Origin of the sequence: Burkholderia sp. BCC1047, assembly GCF_902833155.1 — a bacterium.
Classification (GTDB): domain Bacteria; phylum Pseudomonadota; class Gammaproteobacteria; order Burkholderiales; family Burkholderiaceae; genus Burkholderia; species Burkholderia sola.
Map to the genome: position 1 here is coordinate 1 of NZ_CADFEH010000037.1, position 23,955 is coordinate 23,955.

The window sequence follows — 23,955 nt, forward strand, 5'->3', positions numbered from 1 at the left end:
TCCCCTTGAAGGGTCGTTCGAGACCAGGACGTTGATAGGTCAGGTGTGTAAGCGCAGTAATGCGTTCAGCTAACTGATACTAATTGCCCGTAAGGCTTGATCCTATAACAAGTCTGTTTCGCGCTACAGAGCGCGTCGGACGGTTGGATTCTCGTGTGTGATACACACAACTCAAAATTACTGCTTCTTCCCAGATTGGTTCTGTTGGCCACGCCAGCAGAACAACCCCCTTTGCCTGATGACCATAGCGAGTCGGTCCCACCCCTTCCCATCCCGAACAGGACCGTGAAACGACTCTACGCCGATGATAGTGCGGATTCCCGTGTGAAAGTAGGTAATCGTCAGGCTCCCTAAGCCAGAAACCCCCGCCCGAAAGGCGGGGGTTTTTGCATTTCGGCGGCGGAAATGTTCGGTGTGCCTCGCGACAGGAGTGGGGCGTAAACGGCGTTATCAGGCCCGCTGGCCGGACTGATCCAACGCTGTTTCCGCTGCAACCTCTGTTACCGCAGTCGGTAGCTCAATTCCATCAATTGCACGCGGTGAGCGATCTTGCTGCCATCTGCTCCTATCAGACCCTAATCCGCAAGATCGGAAAGAATCTACCCAGGATGGCACTCGATTTTTTTCGCCGATTTTTTCGGCTCCGACCGCCAGATAGAACGGTGCAGCATTGGGATCGGCTTCGATCACAAAGCGCTTAATTCCTCTCGCGGCGGCTTCGGTCCGAACTGATTCCCACAGAGCACGGCCGGCGCAATTACATGACCTGCGATGCATGTCCGGCAACGACGCGCCATTTGGCGTCCGATCGACGCCAAAGTCGCGTATAGGCAAACGTACCGGCGAATACCGCGCCATCGAAATGGCCTGCGAGCTTCGCTCGCGTCGTGGTCAGGATCATCTCGTCGATCGCGCATGCACGCATTTCGTGGACGTCGAGTGTGTCGAGACGCAGAAGCTTCGCGCGATGCGCGGTGAGGTAGTCCTCCTTCGAGATGATCTGGCCGGTCGGGACGGTGAATACCAGATCGTCGTCCAGTAGCGCGTCGAGCGCTTCGACATCGTTGGCCAGCATCGCTGCGCGGAGCGCGGTTTCGCAGGGTTCGATGACGGTACGGATTGCATCCATGTCAGACCTCGCATCATTTCGGAAGGGAAGCGGCACGGCGGCGACAAACGCAGCCTACCGCGCATTCGACAACGACTGACGTCGGACCAGCATCACCAGGCAGATGCCGATCGACGCGATGAGATTGACGACCGGATAGAACGCGACCGCGACACTCCACGTGCTCAATGCCAGCAACGCCAGTGCGTACTTGAGCACGCACAGCGCGAAATAGGCGAGGCTCTCGCTCCACGGATCGCGGATCGTCTTGCGCACGGTCGGGCCAAGGCCGGCAAGCTCGATCAGCGTGACCAGACAGATCGACACCGTCGGATCGTCGGTCAGCATCCACAGCGGAATGGCCGACAGTGCCGCGCACAGGAACAACCAGTCGAGGCCCGTCCAGCCACGCTCGCCGCGAAACAGGCTGGCGATCAGCGTCAAAAAGCACGTGACGGCAATCGCCGCCGTGCACCACGCGGACGGCCCCGCGCCCGCGACGAACTGGCCGGCGGCCGCGATCGCCGTGACGACCGACCACACGAGCCACGTGAACAGATGCGGGCGAACGGTGCGCCGGTAGATCGCGAGCGCGTAAGGGATCGCTGCCAGCAACGACACGGCCGTTCCGATCACGCCGAAGATCGAAGCGGCGCTCCCATCGACATTCACCATCGGCGCAACCTCGTTCAGACCGGCCGACCAGTATGTGGTCTGACGGATCGGGGTGCAACGTCATACGCGCGCTGCGGTGCGGCGAGCTTCATGCAGATTCGCACCGGAACGTGGGAGAAATCCGATCCAAACAAACGGCACCGGACGGCGATGCTGCAGGCAAACCCACGGCGCATCGGCGCCTGCTTGACGTCAGCAATCGAATGTCCGCAGGCGCTCGGCGTGTGCTTCGAGCCCGTCGAGCCCGAGATAGTGACTGAGCTTGCCGGCGCGAACCTTGCGGATGTCGGCCTGCAGCTTGTCCAGCAGTTTCTCGCTCGCGGCGCGGTAGACAGCTGCCGTATCGACGCCATGGGCCGACAGCGCTGCGCCGATCAGCCGTGCGCTATCGGTGGCGCCGCCCGCGACGCAACGCGCCATTGCGTCGGCATCCGGCTGCACGCCGGCGTCAAGCAGCATGCGCATCAGCGTGGCCGGTATGGCGCCGGACACGGATGCCAGCGCATCGGGCACGACCGGTGCGCCCGCTGCGAGCAACGCGGCGGCGGCGGAAAACTTCTGGCGTCGCAGCGCGTAATCCGTCGGGATCGAACTGCCGGCGAGCGCCACGCCGAGATCGGCGACGAGCGGCGCCAATCGCGCGATGAGTGCCGCATCGTCGTGATCGATCGCATGGCGCAATGCGTGACGTGCGAGCACCGGCTGCGCGCCGAGTGTGCCGTCGGCGAGCGGCGTGCGCCAGTCGATCACCGCTTGTCGATAGAACGCGATCAGCTTGTCCGCCAGCGATGCCGACAGGCCATGATCATCGCGGCGTTCATCGACGTATTCGAGCAGCGTGACACCGGTGCCTGGTTCGCCGCCGGGCGCCAGCGGATCGACATGAAGCTGCAGCGCGCCGAATGCCGCGTACAGATCGGGGGCGACCGTCGCGACACCGTCGTCGTGCATCGCGCCGCGCCACGCTGGCGGCAACCCCTGTTTCCACGCAAGTACATGGCCATAGTCGTGGGCGCCGGGCTCCGTCACGACGTAGATGCGGTCGCAATATTCGAAGCCGCCGAACGGCAGCGCACCGATTTTGCCGTTCCACGTGCGCGCGTTCTCTTCCGCGGCTTCTTCGGCAAGTTCGAGTTCATGGTCGATCCAGCCCTGCAGGTCGCGGTAACCGTCGCTGCCGTTGTAGAACAACTCGCTCCAGCTGATCGCTTCGACATTGCCGTTCATCTCCAGCGTCAGGTCGTAGTCGAGGCTGCCGCCGGCCGTGACGCGCCATAGCTCGAGCAACGGAAGCGGAATGTCGCCATGACAGCAGGCCTGCACGGCTGCGATCTGGTCGGCCGCCATCGGCGGTTGTGCGTCGAAGATCACGCGGCCGGCAAACAGCACGATACCGTGCGCGCGCAGATCGGCCAGTTCGGTGTCGGAAAAGTGGGTGGCTTGCATCGGAGCGTGAGCGGTGAGGGTTGATCGATGTTCGCCGCGGTCCGCGGACAACGGACGGCAGCCACGTGTTTGCATCGTATCAGCGGCGCGTGGCGAGACGCTCCGCACCTGCATGCCACTCAAGACTCCGCGTTCGCCGCATGCACGTCGCGCCGAAATGCCCCGGGGCTCGTGCCCGTCCATTTCCGGAACGCGCGATGAAACGCGCTCGGCTCGGTGAAGCCGAGTTCGGCCGCGATCTCCGCGACGCTGAGCGCGTGTCCGCGCAGCAGCGACTGGGCCAGCGCGCCGCGCAACTCGTCCTTGATCGCCGCGAAGCTTTGCCCTTCGCTGCGCAAACGCCGCCGCAGCGTCGCGGGCGTCGTGTCGAGGCGCGCGGCCAGCGTGTCGAAGTCGGGCCACTCGGCGGCCGGCAGCGCCTTCAGGTACGCGCGCGTCTTCGCGACCCAGCCCGTGTCGTGCCGGTAGCGCACGAGGAGATTGCCAGGCGCGCCGCGCAGGAAGGTCTTCAGCGCCTGCTCCGAACGGATCGTCGGCAGCGCGAGATAGGCGGCGTTGAATGCGAGTCGGCTGTCAGGCCGGTCGAAATGCACGGGGACGCCGAAGAACTGGTGATAGTCGCTGCGCTGGCCGGGGCTCGGGCACGCGAAATCGATGCGCTGCAGCGGGATGCGCCGGCCGATCAGCCAGCACGCGACGCCGAGCAGGATCAGCCAGAACGTCCGGTATGCGAACGCCGGGTATGGCGTGCCCGATTGCGCCAGCACGATCTGCGCGTGCCCATCGGCCACGACGAGCTCGCCGTGCGGTTCATCGAGCACGACCCGGAGGAACTGCAGCGCGCGCCGCAGCGCCTTGTCGAGTGTGCCGGCATGCAGCACCGCGTGGCACAGCAGCGTGAAGCTGCCGCGCCGCATCGGGCGCGCGGCAAGCCCGAAGAATTCGTCGTCGAGGGTGCCCGCGATCGCGAGCCACAGTCGGCCGTACTGCTGCGGCGTGACGGGCTCGCGCACGACGGCCGGCAGCCCGGCGGTGCGCAGCACAGGCGCCGTCGCCAAGTCGTGCCGGCGCAGGCACGCGAGCGCATCGTCGACGAAATCCGGCGAAATCATCTGCGGCCCCATTTTCCTGCGTCCTCCCGACATGGCAAAAGCGATCACGATTCTAGATTCCGTTTGTCATTGATTGCAATGTATGGGCTGTCTACTATCGATGTATCCCCGTCGCGCCCCTGGCTCGCCGGCGGCCATAACGCACAGGAGACACGCATGCCAGAAGGAGCTACCGCCCGGGCGGTGCCGGCTTACGCCGACGCCGTGGCCCGATTCAGTATCGAGACCGCCGCCGCGCAACTGAGCGGCGACCTCGAGCGCGGCCTGAACGCGTGCATCGAATGCTGCGACCGGCACGCGAAGTCGGACGCGATCGCGCTCGACTGGATCGACGCCGGCGGGCAGCACCACCGCTTCACGTTCGCGCAGATGCAGGCGCTGTCGGCCCGGGTCGCGAACCTGCTCGTCGCGCAGGGCGTGAAGCCGGGCGACGTGGTGGCCGGGCTGCTGCCGCGCACGCCGGAGCTCGTCGCGACGATCCTCGGCACGTGGCGCGCGGGCGCCGTGTATCAGCCGCTATTCACGGCATTCGGCCCGAAGGCGATCGAGCACCGGTTGCGCATGAGCGATGCGCGGCTGATCGTGACCAACGTCGCGAATCGCGCGAAGCTCGACGAAATCGCCGATTGCCCGCCGGTGGCGACGGTGCGCGAAGCAGGCGAGACGCTGTCGGCGCACGACATCGATTTCCGCGCGGCGCTCGACGCGCGGTCCGATACGTTCGAGCCTGTGCCGCGCAAGGGGTCGGACCTGTTCATGATGATGTCGACGTCGGGCACGACGGGCTTGCCGAAGGGCGTGCCGGTGCCGCTGTACGCGTTGCTCGCGTTCGGCGCGTACATGCGCGAAGCGGTCGATCTGCGCGCCACTGACCGGTTCTGGAATATCGCCGACCCGGGCTGGGCGTACGGCCTCTATTACGCGATCACAGGCCCGCTCCTCCTCGGCCATGCGACGACGCTCTACGAGGGCAGCTTCACGGTCGACAGCACGTATGACGTGATCGAACGGCTCGGCATCACGAGCCTCGCGGGTTCGCCAACCGCGTTCCGGATGCTGATGGCGGCCGGGCCGGAAGCGGCCGCGCGCATGAAGGGCCAACTGCGCGTGGTGAGCAGCGCGGGCGAACCGCTGAATCCGGAAGTCGTGCGCTGGTTCCACGCGGCGCTCGGTGCGCCGATCCACGATCACTACGGCCAGACCGAGCTCGGAATGGTCGTGAACAACCATCACGGCCTCACGCACGTGGTGCACGTCGGTTCAGCCGGCTTCGCGATGCCGGGCTACCGGGTCGCGGTGCTCGACGAAGCGGGCCGCGAGCTCGGCCCCGGCGAGCCCGGCAACCTCGCGATCGACATCGCGCGCTCGCCGCTGCTGTGGTTCCGGGGCTACTGGCAGCAGGACACGCCGGCGATCGCGGGCGGCTACTACAGGACCGGCGACAACGTCGAACTGGAGCCGGATGGCGCCGTGAGCTTCATCGGCCGCGCGGACGACGTGATCACGTCGTCCGGTTACCGGATCGGCCCGTTCGACGTGGAGAGCGCGCTGATCGAGCATCCGGCCGTCAGCGAAGCCGCCGTGATCGGCGTGCCCGACCCGGAGCGCACGGAAATCGTGAAGGCGTTCGTCGTCCTGTCGAAAGGGTTCGACGGCACGCCCGAACTGGCCGAGGAATTGAGTCTGCACGTGAAGCGGCGGCTGTCCGCTCACGCTTATCCGCGCGCGATCGACTTCGTCGACGCGTTGCCGAAAACCCCGAGCGGCAAGATCCAGCGCTTCGTGTTGCGCAAGATGGAAGCCGAGAAGGCCGCTCAACCCTGAATACGGACTGCGAATGAATATCAAGGATCGCGTTTTTCTGATTACGGGCGCCGGTTCCGGCCTCGGCGCCGCGGTGGCGCGCATGGTCGTCGCGCAAGGCGGCAAGGCCGTTCTGCTGGACGTCAACGACGAGGCGGGTACGAGTCTCGCCAACGAACTCGGCGCGGCCGCGCGCTTCGTGAAGACCGACGTGACGAGCGAAGCCGACGGTCAGGCGGCCGTCACGGCCGCGCGCGACGCGTTCGGCCGCGTCGATGCGCTCGTCAATTGCGCGGGCGTCGCACCGGGCGAGAAGGTCGTCGGCCGCGACGGCCCGCATTCGCTCGACCGCTTCGCACGGGCGGTATCGATCAACCTCGTCGGCACGTTCAACATGATCCGGCTGGCCGCCGAAGCGATGTCGAAGCAGGACGCCGACGCGGAGGGCGAGCGTGGCGTGATCGTCAACACCGCGTCGGTCGCGGCGTTCGACGGGCAGATCGGACAGGCCGCGTATGCGGCGTCGAAGAGCGGCGTGGTCGGCATGACGCTGCCGATCGCACGCGAGCTCGCACGCTTCGGGATTCGCGTCGTGACGGTCGCGCCCGGCATCTTCGCGACGCCGATGATGGCCGGCATGCCGCAGGACGTGCAGGACGCGCTCGGCAAGAGCGTGCCGTTCCCGCCGCGGCTCGGCCGCCCGGAAGAATTTGCGGCGCTGGTGCGCCACATCGCCGAGAACACGATGCTGAACGGCGAAGTTATCCGTCTCGATGGCGCGTTGCGCATGGCACCGCGCTGACACTGGAGGAAGTGAATCATGACGACTCAGGATCCGATCGTAATCGTGGGCGCGGCGCGCACGCCGATGGGTGGTTTTCAGGGCGATCTGGCGGCGGCCAGCGCCAGCGACCTCGGCGCGGTGGCGATTCGCGCGGCGCTCGAGCGCGCGAACGTGCCGGCCGAACGCATCGATGAAATCGTGTTCGGCTGCGTGCTGCCGGCCGGCCAGGGTCAGGCGCCCGCGCGCCAGGCCGCGCTGAAGGCGGGGCTGCCGCTTGCGGCGGGTGCGACCACGATCAACAAGATGTGCGGTTCCGGGATGAAGGCGGCGATGTTCGCGCACGACCTGCTGCTGGCGGGTTCGGCGGGCGTGGCCGTGGCGGGCGGGATGGAGAGCATGACGAATGCGCCGTACCTGCTGCCGAAGGCGCGCGCGGGCATGCGGATGGGGCACGGGCAGGTGCTCGACCACATGTTCCTCGACGGGCTCGAGGATGCGTATGAAAAAGGCCGCCTGATGGGCACGTTCGCCGAGGATTGCGCGCAGGCTTACCAGTTCACGCGCGAAGCGCAGGATGCGTTCGCGATTGCGTCGCTGACGCGCGCGCAGCGCGCGATCGCGGAAGGGTATTTCGTGTCGGAGATCGCGCCGGTGACCGTGAAGGCCGGCAAGACGGAAAGCGTCGTGTCGATCGACGAGCAGCCGGGCAAGGCGAAACGCGACAAGATCCCGACACTGAAGCCCGCGTTCCGCGACGGCGGCACGGTGACGGCCGCGAACGCATCGTCGATCTCGGACGGCGCGGCCGCGCTCGTGATGATGCGCCGCTCGGAAGCCGAGCGCCTCGGCCTCACGCCGAAGGCCGTGATCGTCGGGCATTCGACCTATGCGGACAAGCCCGGCCTGTTCGCGACCGCGCCGATCGGCGCGCTGCGCAAGCTGTCGGAGAAAACCGGCTGGAGCCTGCGCGACGTCGATCTGTTCGAGATCAACGAAGCGTTCGCGGTGGTGCCGATGGCCGCGATGCGCGACCTCGATCTGCCGCACGAGAAGGTGAACGTGCACGGCGGCGCGTGCGCGCTCGGGCATCCGATCGGCGCATCGGGCGCGCGCGTGATGGTGACGCTGCTGGCCGCGCTCGAAACGTACGGCCTGACGCGCGGCATCGCCTCGCTGTGCATCGGCGGCGGCGAAGCGACGGCCATTGCGATCGAGCGCATCGCGTAATACGTCGCCATAACACGTCGTGTGGTTCGCACGCGCGAACGTGGCATCACGGGCGGCGCGCACCACACGGGACATCCCCGTGTGGTGCGCGCCGCCCGTTTTTATTCGGCGGATCGTCGTGTCGCGCTACGGCTTCGCGTTCGGCGACACCGCGCCGCACGCACGAATCACGAGCTGCACGACCTGCTCGGTCTTTTCGTCGAACGCCTTCTTCGTGAACGCGCGCTTGCCGCTCAGCGCGCGAATCTGCGCATCGAAATCCGCATAGTGCTGCGTGGTCGCCCAGATCAGGTACATCAGTGCATGCGGGTCGATCGGCGCGAGCAGCCCGCGTGCGATCCAGCCTTCGATCACCTTCACGCGGGTGTCGAACCACGGCTTCACGCGTTGCGACAGGATGTCCTGCATGTGCTCCGCGCCGTGGATGATCTCGTTGGCCCACACCTTCGAGCCGAGCGGGCGTCGCTGCGACAGCGCCATCTTCGCGCGCACGTAGCCGCCGATCGCCTCGACCGGATCGTCGCCGGCCTCGAACGAGCCGGCCGCGCGATGCCAGTCCTCGAACAGGTCGTCGAGCACGCGGCGGTACAGCGCGAGCTTGGTCGGGAAGTAGTAGTGCACATTCGCCTTCGGCAGACCCGCGCGTTCCGCGATCATCGCGGTGCTGGCGCCGGCGAGCCCGCGTTCCGCGAATACGGCCTCCGCGCACGCGAGCAGATGCGCTTCGTTGGACTCGCGAATGTGCGCCTTGCGTCGCCGCAAAGGCGCCGGCGTTTCGTCCCGGTCGGTGGCTTCGATCGTCGCCTCGTCATGTCTCATCGTTACCCTCGCGCGGCGGCCATGCCGCGTTGGGCTTCATTCTAGCCGCTGATCCGCGTCGCGCGCACGCAGATGGATGCTGCCACGCCGCGGGGATGCTGCGTTGCGATGGCACGTTTCTCGCTCCGGTGCGTCGCGCAAGAAAGACGTTGCGCTGGTCATTTTGATCGTCTAAAACCTGTCCAATCGGACAGGATTTAACGCGTTTCGCGAACCGACAGGGCATGCACCGCATCCGGGCGGCGTGCCCCGAAACAGGTCTCATGCACCGGCACAGACCGGGCCGACGACATCACCGACCCCACAGGAGCGATACGAATGAACGCGGTATCGGAAACAGTGAAGCGGGCAGCTTTCGACACGTCGATCAAGGTCGACGGCAGGCGGTTGTGGGACAGCCTGATGGAAATCGCGAAAATCGGCGCGACCCCGAAGGGCGGTGTGTGCCGTCTCGCGCTGACCGATCTCGACAAGGCCGGCCGCGACCTGATCGTCGGCTGGGCGAAGGCCGCCGGCTGCACGGTGACGGTCGATACGATGGGCAACGTGTTCATGCGCCGCGCGGGCCGCGTGGCCGACGCGGCGCCGGTCGTCACGGGCTCGCACGCGGATTCGCAGCCCACCGGCGGGCGTTTCGACGGCATCTACGGCGTGCTCGGCGGCCTCGAGGTGATTCGCAGTCTGAACGATCACGGCATCGAGACCGAGCATCCGGTCGAGGTCGTGATCTGGACCAACGAGGAGGGCTCGCGCTTCGCGCCGGCGATGGTCGCGTCGGGCGTGTTCGCGGGCGTGTTCACGCTCGACTACGGGCTGTCGCGCAAGGACGTCGACGGCAAGACGATCGGTGAGGAGCTCGCGCGCATCGGCTACGCGGGCGATGTGCCGTGCGGCGGGCGCAAGCTGCACGCGGCGTTCGAGCTGCATATCGAGCAGGGGCCGATTCTCGAAGCGGAGTGCAAGACGATCGGCGTCGTGACCGACGCGCAGGGGCAGCGCTGGTACGAGATCACGTTCACCGGCCAGGAAGCGCACGCGGGACCGACGCCGATGCCGCGCCGCCGCGACGCGCTGCTCGGCGCGTCGCGGGTGGTCGATCTCGTCAACCGGATCGGCCTCGATCATGCGCCGTTCGGCTGCGCGACGGTCGGCATGATGCAGGTCCACCCGAACTCGCGCAACGTGATTCCCGGCCGCGTGTTCTTCACCGTCGATTTCCGTCATCCGGACGACGCCGTGCTCGCGAAGATGGACGCGGCGCTGCGCGACGGCGTCGCGCGCATCGCGGGCGACATCGGGCTCGACACCGAACTCGAGCAGATTTTCTACTACAAGCCGGTCGCGTTCGACCCCGCCTGCGTGGCGGCCGTGCGTGATGCGGCCGACCGCTTCGGCTACTCGCATCGCGACATCGTGTCGGGGGCGGGCCACGACGCGTGCTATCTGGCGCAGGTCGCGCCGACGTCGATGGTGTTCGTGCCATGTATCGACGGCATCAGCCACAACGAGATCGAGGACGCGACGCCCGCATGGATCGAGGCCGGCGCGAATGTGCTGCTGCACGCGATGCTGTCGCGTGCGTGCGAGCCGGCTTCATGACGGATCGGGTATAGCGCGGCCAGTAGACCGCGCATAGTTCGACCATAGCATTCCTAAGCATGACCGCCCCGACTGTGCATCCGCAGCCGGCGGGGACGGCTTTGTCTCCACCCAGTCGAAGGAACGCGTATGACCACCCAGCCAACCGGCGATATCGCCGCGCATCGCCTGTCGTCCACGCAACTCTCGTGCGAATTCGCCGATATCGCGCCGCTGCTCGATCCGACCGCCGCGGCGGCTGCCGCCAGCCGCTGCCACTACTGCTACGACGCGCCGTGCGTGCACGCGTGCCCGACGCAGATCGACATCCCCAGCTTCATCCGCAAGATCGGCAACGGCAACCTGAAAGGCGCGGCGATGGACATCCTGTCTGCGAATCCGCTCGGCGGGATGTGTGCCCGCGTGTGCCCGACCGAGATCCTGTGCGAAGGCGCTTGCGTGCGCAACCATCAGGATGCGCAGCCGGTCGCGATCGGCGCGTTGCAGCGGCACGCGACCGACTGGGCGATGGAGACCGGCGCAGTTCAGTTCCGGCGCGCGCCCGAGACGGGCCGCCACGTGGCGGTGGTCGGCGCTGGGCCGGCTGGGCTCGCCTGTGCGCACCGGCTCGCGCTCGCCGGGCACCGCGTCATGCTGTTCGACGCGCGGCCGAAGGCCGGCGGCCTCAACGAATACGGGATCGCCGCGTACAAGACCGTCGACGATTTCGCGCAACGCGAAGTCGAATGGCTGCTGTCGGTGGGCGGCATCACGCTGGAAACGGGTATGGCGCTCGGTCGCGACGTCACGCTCGACGCATTGCGCGAACAGCATGACGCGGTATTTCTCGCGATGGGCCTCGGCGGTGTGCGCACGCTCGCGATCGACGGCGAGCAACTGGGCGGTGTGATGAACGCGGTCGATTTCATCGAGCAGGTGCGGCAGGCGGACGGGCTGGAGAACGTGCCGGTCGGGCGGCGCGTGGTCGTGATCGGCGGCGGTAACACGGCGATCGATGCGGCGGTGCAGAGCCGCAAGCTCGGCGCCGAGCGCGTGACGATGGTGTACCGGCGCGGCGTGGATGCGATGAGCGCGACGTGGGCCGAGCGCGAGTTCGCGCAGAAGAGCGGCGTCACGCTCGTCACGCACGCGAAGCCGGTGCGCATCGCAGGTGCGGACGGGCAGGTCACGGCCGTCGAATTCGAGGCCGCGTCGGGCGAGCGTTTCACGGTCGACGCGGACATGGTGCTGAAGGCGATCGGCCAGACGCTCGTGCCGGACGGCATCGCGGCGGAATTGCTGACCACGGACGGTTCGCGTATCGCGGTCGATGCGGACGGGCGCACGGCGCTGCCGGACGTATGGGCCGGCGGCGACTGCGCGGCGACGGGCGGCATCGACCTCACGGTGCAGGCCGTGCAGGACGGCAAGCGCGCGGCCGCGTCGATCGACGCGACGCTCGCGGCGCGCGACGCGAAGGCGGCCTGAACGCGCGACGCACCGCACGCACACCGACGAACACGACCCCCTTCTCACGGAGCCGAACATGGCCGATCTCCGCTGCACCATCGCAGGCATTACTTCGCCGAATCCCTTCTGGCTGGCGTCCGCGCCGCCGACCGACAAGGCCTACAACGTCAATCGCGCGTTCGAGGCGGGCTGGGGCGGCGTCGTCTGGAAGACGCTCGGGCTCGATCCGCACGTCGTCAACGTCAGTTCGCGCTACGGCGCGGTGCAGTGGAACGGCCAGCGCATCGCGGGGCTGAACAACATCGAGCTGATCACCGACCGTCCGCTCGACGTGAACCTGAGAGAAATCGCGCAGGTGAAGCGCGACTGGCCGGACCGCGCGCTGATCGTGTCGCTGATGGTGCCGTGCAACGAGCGCGACTGGAAATGGATTCTGCCGCTCGTCGAGGATACCGGCGCCGACGCGGTCGAACTCAACTTCGGCTGCCCGCACGGGATGAGCGAGCGCGGGATGGGCGCGGCGGTCGGGCAGGTGCCCGAATACGTGGAGATGGTCACGCGCTGGGTGAAGGAAGGCACGAAGCTGCCGTGCCTCGTGAAGCTCACGCCGAACATCAGCGACATCCGGATGGGCTCGCGCGCCGCATACAAGGGCGGCGCGGACGGCGTGTCGCTGATCAACACGATCAACTCGATCGTCGCGGTCGATCTCGACCAGATGGCGCCGATGCCGACCGTCGACGGCAAGGGCACGCACGGTGGCTATTGTGGCCCGGCGGTCAAGCCGATCGCGCTGAACATGGTCGCCGAGATCGCGCGCGATCCGGAAACGCCGAACCTGCCGATCTCGGGGATCGGCGGCATCTCGTCATGGCGTGACGCGGCCGAGTTCATGGTGCTCGGCGCCGGCAGCGTGCAGGTGTGCACCGCCGCGATGCATTACGGCTTCCGGATCGTGTCGGATCTCGCCGACGGCCTGTCGAACTGGATGGACGAGAAGGGCTACGCGACGCTCGACGACATTCGCGGCCGCGCGGTGCCGAACGTGACCGACTGGAAATACCTGAACCTGAAGTACGACATCAAGGCGCGCATCGACCAGGACCGCTGCATCCAGTGCGGGCTGTGCCATATCGCGTGCGAGGACACGTCGCATCAGGCGATCACGGCGACGAAAGACGGCGTGCGGCACTTCGAAGTGATCGACTCGGCGTGCGTCGGGTGCAATCTTTGCATGCATGTGTGTCCGGTCGAGCAATGCATCACGATGGAGCGCGTCGACGCGGGCGACTACGCGAACTGGACCACGCATCCGAACAATCCGGCGAGCGCGGAGGCGGGGGCGAGTGCAGGCGCCGCGGCGCCCGAGAAGCACGCGAAGAAGGCTGCCTGACCGGCGTCCGGCGATGCGGGGCATCCTGCACCGCCGCCTTTCGTTCCACCCGGGCCGGCATCGCACGATGCCGGCGTTGACGTTTTCGTGGAGTGTGTTCGATGAATCACGCAGCGATTCCCGCCGATCCCGACAGCGCCGCGGCGCACGGCGGCAGCCTGTACAACGACGACCTCGCGCCGACGACGCCGGCGCAGCGCACGTGGAAGTGGTACCACTTCGCGGCGCTGTGGGTCGGGATGGTGATGAACATCGCGTCGTACATGCTCGCGGCCGGGCTGATCCAGGAAGGCATGTCGCCGTGGCAGGCGGTGATGACAGTGCTGCTCGGCAACCTGATCGTGCTCGTGCCGATGCTGCTGATCGGCCATGCAGGCGCGAAGCACGGGATTCCGTACGCGGTGCTCGTGCGTGCGTCGTTCGGCACGCAGGGCGCGAAGCTGCCGGCGTTGCTGCGCGCGATCGTCGCTTGCGGCTGGTACGGGATCCAGACCTGGCTCGGCGGCAGCGCGATCTACACGCTGCTGAACATCCTGACCGGCAACGCGCTGCACGGCGCGGCGCTGCCGCTCGTCGGCATCTCGTTCGGGCAGCTCGCGTGCTTTCTCGTGTTCTGGGTGCTGCAGCTGTACTTCATCTGGCACGGCACCGATTCGATCCGCTGGCTCGAAAGCTGGTCCGCGCCGATCAAGGTCGTGATGTGCGTGGCGCTCGTGTGGTGGGCGACGTCGAAGGCGGGCGGGTTCGGCACGATGCTGTCGGCGCCGTCGCAGTTCGCGGCGGGCGGCAAGAAGGCCGGGCTGTTCTGGGCGACCTTCTGGCCGGGCCTGACCGCGATGGTCGGCTTCTGGGCGACGCTCGCGCTGAACATTCCCGATTTCACGCGCTTCGCGCATTCGCAGCGCGACCAGATGATCGGCCAGTCGATCGGGCTGCCGCTGCCGATGGCGCTGCTGTCGGTGGTGTCGGTCGTCGTCACGTCGGCGACCGTCGTGATCTACGGCAATGCGATCTGGGATCCGATCGACCTGACGAGCCGGATGACCGGCATCGGCGTGGGCATCGCGCTCGTGATCCTCACGCTCGACACGATGTGCTGCAACCTCGCGGCGAACCTGGTCGGTCCTGCCTACGATTTTTCGAGCCTGTGGCCGAAGGCGATCTCGTACCGCACGGGCGGGATGATCACCGCGACGATCGCGATCGTGATGATGCCGTGGAAGATCCTCGCGACGACGGACGGCTATATCTTCACCTGGCTCGTCGGCTATTCGGCGCTGCTGGGGCCGGTCGCGGGCATCCTGATGGTCGACTATTTCCTGATTCGCGGCACGCAGCTCGACACGCGCGCGCTGTTCGACGAGCGCGGCGGCTTCAGCTACGCACGCGGCTGGAACCCGGCCGCGCTCGTCGCGCTCGCGGTCGGCGTGCTGCCGAACCTGCCGGGCTTCCTGCATACGGCGTTTCCGGCGTCGTTTCCGAACGTGCCGGCGTTCTTCAATACGCTTTACACGTACGCGTGGTTCGTCGGCCTCGTGCTGGCGTCCGGCGTGTACGGCACCTGGATGAAGTGGCGCGCCGGACCGCGCGCGCAGATCGCGAGCGCATGACGCGCGAGCCGGATGCGACTCGCGCGCGGCATGCGGCACCCGACAGTCAACGAGGAGGCAACGACATGGCAATCCTGATTCGTGGCGGCACCGTGGTCGATGCGGACCGCTCCTATCGCGCGGACGTGCTCTGCGCGGACCCGCAGGACGGCGGCACGATCCTGCAGATTGCGGAGCAGATCGACGCGCCGGCCGGCGCAACCGTCGTCGACGCGCACGACCAGTACGTGATGCCGGGCGGCATCGATCCGCATACGCACATGGAACTGCCGTTCATGGGCACGACCGCGAGCGACGATTTCTATTCCGGCACGGCGGCCGGGCTGTCGGGCGGCACGACGAGCATCATCGACTTCGTGATTCCGAGCCCGAAGCAGCCGCTGATGGAGGCGTTCCGCGAATGGCGCGGCTGGGCCGAGAAGGCGGCTTCAGATTACGGTTTCCACGTGGCCGTGACGTGGTGGGATGAGAGCGTGCACCGCGACATGGGCACGCTCGTGCGCGAGCATGGCGTCTCGAGCTTCAAGCACTTCATGGCATACAAGAACGCGATCATGGCCGACGACGAGGTGCTCGTGAACAGCTTCACGCGTTCGCTCGAACTCGGCGCGCTGCCGACCGTGCACGCGGAGAATGGCGAGCTCGTGTTCCAGCTGCAAAAGGCGCTGCTCGCGCGCGGGATCACGGGGCCGGAGGCGCATCCGCTATCGCGGCCGCCCGAGGTGGAAGGCGAAGCCGCGAACCGCGCGATCCGCATCGCGCAGGTGCTCGGCGTGCCTGTGTATATCGTGCACGTGTCGGCGAAGGATGCGGTGGACGTGATCACCCGTGCGCGCAGTGAAGGGCTGCGCGTGTTCGGCGAAGTGCTACCGGGGCATCTGGTAATCGACGAGGCCGTCTATCGCGATCCGGACTGGACGCGCGCGGCGGCCCACGTGATGAGCCCGCCGTTCCGCTCGGCCGAGCATCGCGAGGCGCTGTGGCGCGGGCTGCAGTCGGGGCAGCTGCATACGACGGCGACCGATCACTGCGTATTCTGCGCATCGCAGAAGGCGATGGGCCGCGAGGATTTCACGAAGATCCCGAACGGCTGCGGCGGCGTCGAGGATCGCATGTCGGTGCTGTGGCATCACGGCGTGAATCACGGCCGCATCACGCCGAACGAGTTCGTGCGGATCACGTCGACCAATGCCGCGCAGATTTTCAATCTGTATCCGCGCAAGGGCGCGGTGCAGGTCGGCGCCGATGCCGATCTCGTCGTGTGGGACCCGGCCGCGACGAAGACGATCTCGGTGAAGACGCATCATCAGCAGGTCGACTTCAACGTGTTCGAGGGGATGACCGTGCAGGGCGTCGCGACGCACACGCTCACGCGCGGCGCACTCGCATGGGCCGATGGCGAACTGCGCGCGGTGCGTGGCGCGGGCCGCTATCTGAAGCGTCCGCCGGCCGCCGGCTACTACGAGGCCGCGCGGATCGCGAACCGGCTGCGCGAGCCGCATCCGGTCGAGCGCGCGGGTTGAACGATGCGTGTCGCGCGGGGCGTGTCCGTTCTGACGGCACGCCCCGCGCGTGTTTTAGCGGCGTAGATAGAACAACTGATCAAGTTCTCGAAGACGAAAACAGAAACGATCGATGCCATTGAGCGCGGCGATTTTGGCGACGTTGCGGGTGTGCATATCGAGCGAGTAACATCCACCCACCCGATCACGCGGGTCGCGGGCACGGGCCGCCCGCCGGACAGTTCAAATAGTGAGAAAGGAGCACAAAGGTGGATATTCTGCGCAGTCTCCTCGGTATGCTGTTTCTGTTGCTGGTCGCGTATCTGCTGTCGAACAACCGTCGCGCGGTCAGCGCGCGGACCATGATCGCCGCGCTGCTCACGCAGTTCGCGATCGGCGCGCTGGTGCTGTTCGTGCCGTCCGGCCGCGCGGCGCTGGCCGCGGCCGCGAACGGCGTCAATCGCGTGCTCGACATGGGCAATCACGGCATCGCATTCGTGTTCGGCGGGCTCGTCGACGCGCGGATGTTCCAGTTGTTCGGCGACGGCGGGTTCGTGTTCGGCCTGCGCGTGCTGCCGATGATCATCTTCGTCACCGCGCTGATCTCGGTGCTGTACTACATCGGCGTGATGAAATGGATCGTCGCGATCCTCGGCGCGGGGTTGGCAAAGGTGCTCGGCGTGAGCCGCATCGAGGCGTGCTCGGCCGTCGCGACGATCTTCCTCGGGCAGAGCGAGATGCCCGCGCTCGTGAAGCCGTTCGTGCGCAACATGACGAGCGCCGAGATCTTCACGGTGATGGCGAGCGGCATGGCGTCGGTGGCGGGCTCGGTGCTGGTCGGCTACGCCGGGCTCGGCGTGAAGATGGAGTACCTGCTCGCCGCGTCGTTCATGGCGGTGCCGGGCGGGCTGCTGTTCGGCAAGCTGCTGTTTCCGACCGTCGAGCCGAGCCGCGTGGTGGTCGACGGCCTCGATTTCGACGACAAGCGCGCCGCCAACGTGATCGAAGCGGCCGCATCCGGCGCGTCGGTCGGCCTGCGGATCGCGATCAACGTCGGCGCGATGCTGATCGCGTTCGTCGGGCTGATCGCGCTGATGAACCTGATCGTCGGCGGCGCGGCCGCGTTCGCGGGCTTTCCGCAGGTCACGCTGGTCGGCATCATCGGCCACCTGTTCGCGCCGCTCGCGTGGATCATCGGCGTGCCGTGGCACGATGCGACGCTGGCCGGCAACTTCATCGGCGAGAAGCTGATCTTCAACGAATTCGTCGCGTACGGTGACCTGTCGCCGTACCTGAAGGGCGGCGCGCATGCGGCGGCGGCCGGCCTGCAGGTGCTCGACCCGAAGACGCTCGCGATCGTGTCGTTCGCGCTGTGCGGCTTCGCGAACTTCTCGTCGATCGCGATTCTCGCGGGCGGCTTCAGCGCGGTCGCGCCGGAGCGCCGCTCGGACGTCGCGCGGCTCGGCTTGCGCGCGCTGACGGCCGCGACGCTGTCGAACCTGATGAGCGCGGCGATTGCCGGCCTGTTCTTTTCGCTGCATTGACCCGTGCAGCAGACTCCGACCGTTTGACGCGAGGCAACGATGTTTCTACCGCAGGAATTCATTCGCAGGAAGCGCGACGGGCAGCCGCTCGATCGCGACGGGATGGCCGCGTTCGTGCGCGGCGTGACCGACGGCAGCGTGACCGAGGGCCAGGTGGCCGCGTTCGCGATGGCCGTGTATTTCAACGACCTGAGCACCGACGAACGCGTCGCGCTGACGCTCGCGCAGCGCGATTCGGGCGACGTGCTCGACTGGCGCGCGCTCGATCTCGGCGGGCCGGTGATCGACAAGCATTCGACGGGCGGCGTCGGCGATGTCGTGTCGCTGATGCTCGGGCCGATGGTCGCCGCGTGCGGCGGCTACGTGCCGATGATCTCGGGGCGCGGGCTCGGACACACCGGCGGCACGCTCGACAAGTTGAGCGCGATTCCCGGTTACGACGTGATGCCCGAGACGGACGCGTTTCGCCGCACGGTGCGCGAGGTCGGCGTCGCGATCATCGGGCAGACCGCGCGGCTCGCGCCGGCCGACAAGCGCATCTATGCGATCCGCGACGTGACGGCGACCGTCGAATCGGTCGCGATGATCACCGCGTCGATCCTGTCGAAGAAACTCGCGGCAGGGCTCGACGGGCTCGTGATGGACGTCAAGGTCGGCTCCGGCGCGTTCATGCCGACGGCGGAGAAATCGGCGGAACTGGCGCGCAGCATCGTCGACGTCGGCAACGGTGCCGGCATGAAGACGACCGCGATCCTCACCGACATGAACCAGTCGCTCGCGCCGTGCGCGGGCAATGCGCTCGAAGTGGCGTGCGCGATCGACTACCTGACGGGCAAGTCGCGTCCCGCACGTCTGCACGACGTGACGATGGCGCTGTCGGCCGAATTGCTCGTGACCGGCGGGCTGGCGCGCGATGCCACCCACGCACGCGAGAAGCTGCAGCAGGCGCTCGATTCCGGCGCGGCGGCCGAGCGTTTCGCGCGGATGGTCGTCGCGCTCGGCGGCCCGGCCGACCTGATCGACGCGCCCGCGCGGCATCTGGCGCGGGCGGCCGTGATCGTGCCGGTGGCGGCGCCCGCGAGCGGCGTGGTGCAGCGCGTCGATTGCCGCGCGCTCGGGCTGGCGGTGGTCGCGCTCGGCGGCGGCCGCACGCGCGCGGAGGACGCGATCGACGTCAGCGTCGGCTTGACGGCGCTTGCCGAGATCGGGCAGCGCGTCGAGGCCGGCGAGCCGCTCGGTTTCGTGCATGCCCGCGACGAAGCGGCCGCGGCCCACGCGGCGGACGCCGTGCGCCGCAGCTACGTGCTCGGCGAGACCGGCGAAGCGCCGCCGACCCTTTACCAGCAGATCGGCTGACCCTGCTCCCGGAGGCATCACCACGATGGAACGAGACGAACTGATCGAACAGGCGAAGGCGGCGCGCGAGCGCGCGTATGCGCCGTATTCGCGCTTCAAGGTCGGCGCGGCGCTGCTGGCGCGCGACGGCACGGTGTTCCACGGCTGCAACGTCGAGAACGCGTCGTACGGACTGTGCAATTGCGCGGAACGTACGGCGCTGTTCGCGGCGATCGCTGCCGGCCATCGGCCGGGGGATTTCGCGCGGCTTGCGGTCGTCGGCGACACGGACGGCCCGATCGCGCCGTGCGGCGCATGTCGTCAGGTGATCATCGAGATCGGCAAGCCCGATATCGAGGTGATCCTCGCGAACCTGAAAGGGGCCGTCGAGATCACGACGGCCCGCGCATTGCTGCCGGGCGCGTTCACGCTGTAACGGCGCGCGCCGTGGCGCGCCGCATGCGTCACGTCATGCGCTGTCGCGCGCGTCGCGGATCGGGATCACGGTGCGCGCGCCGCACTGGCGCAGCAGGTCGCGCAGCTCGTTGATGACCGGAAACACCTCGTGGTTCCAGTCGGCGCCTTGGGCGTCGTGCGCTTCCTGCTCGCGCTCGACGATCCAGCGATCCTCGCGGAAGATGCGCTCGGTGAACCACACGAGCAGCGGCCACGCGAGATCGAGCGCGAACGGGATGCCGGGCTTGTGGATCGACAGCAGCCCGAACGTGCGGTTGGTGCGCTGTTCGGCGTCGAGCGGCACGTAGACGATCCACAGGTCCATCACGAGCGTGCCTTCGCTCGAACGGATCTGCAGCGTCTGGTACGGGTAGCCGGTGCGCACCGTCATCACGCTCTTGTCGGACTGGTCGGCCGGCTTCTTGCTCGCGCCGAACACGAGCGCCTCGCCGACCGGCTGCTTGCCCTCCATCCGCGCGAACGTGTAGTCGACCTCGACCCAGTCGTCGCCGCGGCGGCGGCCCACGGAGCGCGCGCGCATCTGCCCCATCTGCTTGCGATGCAGGAACTGATGGTTCATGTCCATCAGGTTCTCGTGCATGAACGAGTAGTGGCACTTGACCTCGCGGCCGAAGCGGCGTGTCTTGTACGCGGGATTGTCCGCGGATTCGAGCGCGGGGAACGGCCGTTCGTCGGCGAGCGTCGCGTCGCCCGGAAACACGAAGATCAGCCCGTGCGCCTCGCGGCACGGATACGCGCGCACGCCGTTGGGCAAGTGCTCGCGGCCGAGGTAGGGCACGTCGACGCAGCGGCCGCTGTCGCACGCGTAGGTCCAGCCGTGATAGCAGCAGCGCAGCGTTTCGCCGCTCACGACGCCCGCGTGCAGCGGCACCTGGCGGTGCGCGCAACGATCTTCGAGCGCATACACGGCGCCCGATTCGGTGCGCACGAGCACGATCGGATCGCCGGCGAAGTGCACGCCGAGCGTCTTGCCGCGCTTGAGTTCGCGCGACCACGCGAGCGGGTACCAGTGATCCGGGTGAATGGGCACGCGGCGCAGGTCGCGCACGACCGCGCCGGTGGACGGTTCTTCGAGGGTGTTGCTGTCAGGCAAAGGCACTGCGCGCATGCGTGACGCCTCCTGGCGGGACTGAATGTCGAACGCCGCAAGAAGCGGCGGGAATCAGGAGAGTCTACGCGAAGTTGCCGATCGCGGCGGATGCGATGCGGGTTTGCCCCGGCATCGCGTCCGCCGGTTCGTTGATCCGGCGCAAACCGGACGCCGCTGGTGCGTGGTGCCGGCGGCTCTGCCGGGCGGCGGGCGGCAGCCCGTCAGCAGCGAGCAGACGGTCACAAGCGGCCCATAAACGGCTCACGAGCGACGCACAAGCGACTCACGAGCGGGCTTCGCGCTACAGCACCGGGTCGGCACGATACAACGCCGGGAAGCGCTGCTTCAGCCCGGCGACCTTCGGCAGGTCGTTGAACGCGATATACGGCGCGTCGGGGTGCAGTTCGAGGTAGTTCTGATGATAGGCCTCGGCCGGATAGAAGCCCTTGTAGGCTTCGACACGCGTGACGACGGGCGCCGGAAACACATGCGCGCCGCCGAGCTGCGCGATGTACGCGGTCGCGACCGTGCGTTGCTGCGCGGTGGTCGGGAAGATCGCGGACCGGTATTGCGACCCTTCGTCGGGGCCCTGCCGGTTCAGCTCGGTCGGATCGTGCGCGACCGAGAAGAACACCTGCAGCAGCCGGCCGTACGTGACCTGGGTCGGGTCGTAGACGATGCGTACCGATTCCGCGTGCCCCGTGAGCCCCGAGCCGACGAGCGCGTAGTGCGCGGTTTCGGGCGCGCCGCCCGCGTAGCCGGCGGTCACCTGCTTCACGCCCTTCACGTGCTCGAACACGCCCTGCACGCCCCAGAAGCAGCCGCCGGCGAACACGGCCGTCTCGTCGTGCGACGCGCCGGGCGTTTCGTCGAGCGTCGGCGCGGGCACGGTACGCATCGGCTCGGCGGAATGGACGATGCGCTGGTAGCCGAACACGGCGGCCGCCGCGACGGCGATGGCGCCGATGCGGCGCAGCATGGCGGCGCGCCGGCGTCCGGCGGCATCGCGGGTAGGGATCGGGTTCATGTTTTGCTCCTTCGGAATGCGTTGGGAAAAGCGGCGCCGGGATGGCGGTAGCGCGCGCGATCAGCCGAAAGTGAATGCGTACGCATCGACCCCGGGATCGAGAAACTCGATCGCGAACGTGCGGTCGGCGATCGTGCCGGTCTGCCGGACGAGCTGGTACAAGCGCTGGCCGGTGACGGTGCCGTAGCCCTGCGCGTCGACATCCGTGCCATGCGCGGCGCCGGGCGCGGCGCCGTCGAGCGTCACGCGAAAGCGCACGGGCCGGCCGCTCGCGCCCGGGCCGAGCACCAGGTGCAGGTCGCGTGCATGGAAGCGGTAGACGATCCGGCCATCCGGCGCGGCCAGCGACGCGCGCTCGGCGCCGACGTTCCACGTGCCGGCAAGGCCCCAGTCGTTGAGATCCGGACGGGCCGGCGCGTCGTAACGGTGCGCGGCATCGCGCACCGCACCGCCAGGCGACGCGAAGCTTTCCGCGCGCGCATAGCCGACATAGGTTTCGGGCGAGCGGACGTCCGCGCTGTCGGCCGCCGCGAGCGCACCCTTCGCGGGCGCGCCGGCGAGGCCGAGCGGCACGTTCAGCGCGTCCGGGTGGCCGGCTTCGGCGAGCAGCGACTGGATCGCGCGTTCCGACTGCGCGTATTCGCCTTCGCCGAAGTGATGATGGCGGATCCGCCCTTGCGCATCGATGAAGTAGTGCGCGGGCCAGTATTCGTTGTTGAACGCGCGCCAGATCGAATAGCCGTTGTCGATCGCGACCGGGTAGTCGATGCCGAGGTCGTGCACGGCCTTCTTCACGTTGCCGATGTCGCGCTCGAACGCAAATTCCGGCGCGTGGACGCCGATCACGACGAGCCCGTACGGCGCGTACTTGCGTGCCCAGGCAGTCGTGTACGGCAGCGTGCGCAGGCAGTTGATGCACGAATACGTCCAGAAATCGACCAGCACGACCTTGCCGCGCAGCCCGGCCGCCGTCAGCGGCGGCGAGTTCAGCCACTGCACCGCGCCGTCGAGCGACGGCAGCGTGCCTTCGACAGGCAGCGCGGACGCGGTGGCGCCGGCCGCGCGCATCATCGCGCTGCCGGCCATCGCACCGCCGCCGGCCGGTGCGCCATCGGCTGCGGCGGCCATCATCGCGCCGCCCGTCGCGTCGTCGGTAGCGGCGGTCGCAGCCGGCGCCGCCGGCGCGCCGTTCGAGCGGCCGCCGAGGCGGTCGACGAGCTTCGTTTCGAGCCCGCCCGTGGTGACCGTCGACAGTTGCGCGAGGGCGCCGGTATCGAGGCCGAGCGCGATCGCGCCGACGCCGGCCAGGAGCGCCGCGCCGATCCCGCGGCGGATCCATTCGCCGGCGCCGAGCGAGCGCTTCATCGCGGCGAACACCTTGCCGCCGATCACGAGCGCGACGCCGAGCGACGTCGCCGCGCCGGCCGCATATGCGACGAGCAGCAGCGTCGTGCCGACGCTCGCGCCGCGCAGCGCGGCGCCGGTCAGTACGAGACCGAGGATCGGGCCCGCGCACGGCGCCCACAGCAGGCCCGTCGCGACGCCGAGCAGCAGCGACGACGCCGGACCGGCCGGGCGGCCGTCGCGCTGCGCGAAGCCGGTGAGCCGGTTGCCGGCGGCGACGAGCGGGCGCGTCAGGTGTTCCGCGAAACGCGGCATCAGCAGCGTCAGGCCGAACACGGCGAGCAGCACGATCGCGATCCAGCGGCCGGCCTGGTTGGCCTGCGCGACCCAGCCGCCGCCGACGGCGGCGAGCGTCGCGACGACGGCGAACGTGAGCGCCATGCCGGCGAGCAGCGGCAGGCCGGTGCGCACGAACGGCTGGTCGGCGCGCGCGAATACGAACGGCAGCACGGGCAGGATGCACGGGCTCAGGATCGTGAGCACGCCGCCGAGATAGGCAAGGACGATGAGCAGCATGATGCGTTCTCCAGTCGGATGGGCGTGGGGCCGGA

At 67.8% G+C, this 23,955-nt stretch carries 19 protein-coding genes, 2 rRNA genes and 1 pseudogene; 13 read left to right on the plus strand and 9 right to left on the minus strand.

All coding sequences use genetic code 11. The features are described 5' to 3' along the window. Both HWX55_RS29235 and rrf read left to right on the plus strand, forming a co-directional pair. Positions 1–104, plus strand: a 23S ribosomal RNA gene (locus tag HWX55_RS29235); the annotation flags it as partial. A 130-nt stretch (positions 105–234) separates the two neighbouring features. Continuing rightward, positions 235–347, plus strand: a 5S ribosomal RNA gene (rrf, locus tag HWX55_RS29240). A 221-nt stretch (positions 348–568) separates the two neighbouring features. Here the strand turns inward: rrf and HWX55_RS36215 are convergent. The 5 genes and pseudogenes from HWX55_RS36215 to HWX55_RS29260 form a co-directional block, all read right to left on the minus strand. Then, positions 569–747, minus strand: a pseudogene (locus tag HWX55_RS36215) (GNAT family N-acetyltransferase); the annotation flags it as partial. A 10-nt stretch (positions 748–757) separates the two neighbouring features. Then, positions 758–1,129: a nuclear transport factor 2 family protein gene (locus tag HWX55_RS29245; RefSeq protein WP_175978316.1), complete on the minus strand. Its 372-nt coding sequence runs from the start codon at positions 1,127–1,129 to the stop codon at positions 758–760. 54 nt (positions 1,130–1,183) lie between these two features. Further along, positions 1,184–1,783 carry a hypothetical protein gene (locus HWX55_RS29250; protein WP_175978263.1) on the minus strand — a complete coding sequence of 200 codons (600 nt, stop codon included), beginning with the start codon at positions 1,781–1,783 and terminating at the stop codon, positions 1,184–1,186. A 192-nt stretch (positions 1,784–1,975) separates the two neighbouring features. Beyond that, positions 1,976–3,229, minus strand: coding sequence for an SMI1/KNR4 family protein (locus tag HWX55_RS29255; protein WP_175978264.1), 1,254 nt, complete (start codon positions 3,227–3,229; stop codon positions 1,976–1,978). 119 nt (positions 3,230–3,348) lie between these two features. Beyond that, on the minus strand, positions 3,349–4,353 hold the full coding sequence (locus tag HWX55_RS29260; protein ID WP_175978265.1) for an AraC family transcriptional regulator: 1,005 nt from the start codon (positions 4,351–4,353) through the stop codon (positions 3,349–3,351). A 144-nt stretch (positions 4,354–4,497) separates the two neighbouring features. Here HWX55_RS29260 and HWX55_RS29265 point away from each other — a divergent pair, with 144 nt between their 5' ends. Genes HWX55_RS29265 through HWX55_RS29275 form a run of 3 tightly spaced genes read left to right on the plus strand, consistent with a single transcriptional unit; the run spans position 4,498 to position 8,155 of the window. After that, the gene (locus HWX55_RS29265) at positions 4,498–6,165 is read left to right on the plus strand and encodes an acyl-CoA synthetase (RefSeq protein WP_175978266.1); all 1,668 of its coding nucleotides are present in this window, start codon (positions 4,498–4,500) and stop codon (positions 6,163–6,165) included. A 13-nt stretch (positions 6,166–6,178) separates the two neighbouring features. After that, complete coding sequence (locus tag HWX55_RS29270; RefSeq protein ID WP_175978267.1) at positions 6,179–6,946, plus strand: 3-hydroxyacyl-CoA dehydrogenase; 768 nt, start codon at positions 6,179–6,181, stop codon at positions 6,944–6,946. Between the two features lie 18 nt (positions 6,947–6,964). Beyond that, a complete protein-coding gene (locus HWX55_RS29275) occupies positions 6,965–8,155 on the plus strand; it encodes an acetyl-CoA C-acyltransferase (protein ID WP_175978268.1) in 1,191 nt (396 codons plus the stop codon). A 126-nt stretch (positions 8,156–8,281) separates the two neighbouring features. On the opposite strand, the gene HWX55_RS29280 is transcribed toward HWX55_RS29275, so the two are convergent. Then, positions 8,282–8,974, minus strand: a complete 693-nt coding sequence (locus HWX55_RS29280) for a TetR/AcrR family transcriptional regulator (protein WP_050016176.1) — start codon at positions 8,972–8,974, stop codon at positions 8,282–8,284. A 318-nt stretch (positions 8,975–9,292) separates the two neighbouring features. Between HWX55_RS29280 and HWX55_RS29285 the strand changes: the two genes are divergently transcribed. From HWX55_RS29285 to HWX55_RS29320, 8 genes are all read left to right on the plus strand, one after another. Further along, the gene (locus HWX55_RS29285) at positions 9,293–10,573 is read left to right on the plus strand and encodes a Zn-dependent hydrolase (protein WP_175978269.1); all 1,281 of its coding nucleotides are present in this window, start codon (positions 9,293–9,295) and stop codon (positions 10,571–10,573) included. A gap of 129 nt (positions 10,574–10,702) precedes the next feature. Beyond that, a complete protein-coding gene (locus HWX55_RS29290; protein WP_175978270.1) occupies positions 10,703–12,040 on the plus strand; it encodes an NAD(P)-dependent oxidoreductase in 1,338 nt (445 codons plus the stop codon). Positions 12,041–12,098: 58 nt separating this feature from the next. Next, on the plus strand, positions 12,099–13,415 hold the full coding sequence (gene preA / locus HWX55_RS29295) for an NAD-dependent dihydropyrimidine dehydrogenase subunit PreA (protein WP_175978271.1): 1,317 nt from the start codon (positions 12,099–12,101) through the stop codon (positions 13,413–13,415). A 101-nt stretch (positions 13,416–13,516) separates the two neighbouring features. Beyond that, on the plus strand, positions 13,517–15,025 hold the full coding sequence (locus HWX55_RS29300; RefSeq protein WP_175978272.1) for an NCS1 family nucleobase:cation symporter-1: 1,509 nt from the start codon (positions 13,517–13,519) through the stop codon (positions 15,023–15,025). A 65-nt stretch (positions 15,026–15,090) separates the two neighbouring features. Then, on the plus strand, positions 15,091–16,548 hold the full coding sequence (hydA, locus tag HWX55_RS29305) for a dihydropyrimidinase (RefSeq protein ID WP_175978273.1): 1,458 nt from the start codon (positions 15,091–15,093) through the stop codon (positions 16,546–16,548). A 248-nt stretch (positions 16,549–16,796) separates the two neighbouring features. Next, a complete protein-coding gene (locus HWX55_RS29310; RefSeq protein WP_027786234.1) occupies positions 16,797–18,071 on the plus strand; it encodes a NupC/NupG family nucleoside CNT transporter in 1,275 nt (424 codons plus the stop codon). Positions 18,072–18,110: 39 nt separating this feature from the next. Beyond that, the gene (deoA, locus tag HWX55_RS29315) at positions 18,111–19,427 is read left to right on the plus strand and encodes a thymidine phosphorylase (RefSeq protein ID WP_175978274.1); all 1,317 of its coding nucleotides are present in this window, start codon (positions 18,111–18,113) and stop codon (positions 19,425–19,427) included. 25 nt (positions 19,428–19,452) lie between these two features. Further along, positions 19,453–19,842, plus strand: a complete 390-nt coding sequence (locus tag HWX55_RS29320) for a cytidine deaminase (protein ID WP_124594563.1) — start codon at positions 19,453–19,455, stop codon at positions 19,840–19,842. A gap of 33 nt (positions 19,843–19,875) precedes the next feature. Here the strand turns inward: HWX55_RS29320 and HWX55_RS29325 are convergent, their stop codons facing one another. The 3 genes from HWX55_RS29325 to HWX55_RS29335 all read right to left on the minus strand — a co-directional run bounded on the left by HWX55_RS29325 (position 19,876) and on the right by HWX55_RS29335 (position 23,920). Then, positions 19,876–20,991, minus strand: coding sequence for an aromatic ring-hydroxylating dioxygenase subunit alpha (locus tag HWX55_RS29325; RefSeq protein WP_175978275.1), 1,116 nt, complete (start codon positions 20,989–20,991; stop codon positions 19,876–19,878). Positions 20,992–21,274: 283 nt separating this feature from the next. Beyond that, positions 21,275–22,000: a peptide-methionine (S)-S-oxide reductase MsrA gene (gene msrA, locus HWX55_RS29330; RefSeq protein ID WP_175978276.1), complete on the minus strand. Its 726-nt coding sequence runs from the start codon at positions 21,998–22,000 to the stop codon at positions 21,275–21,277. Between the two features lie 60 nt (positions 22,001–22,060). Further along, positions 22,061–23,920 carry a cytochrome c biogenesis protein DipZ gene (locus tag HWX55_RS29335; protein ID WP_175978277.1) on the minus strand — a complete coding sequence of 620 codons (1,860 nt, stop codon included), beginning with the start codon at positions 23,918–23,920 and terminating at the stop codon, positions 22,061–22,063. Positions 23,921–23,955 lie beyond the last annotated feature (35 nt).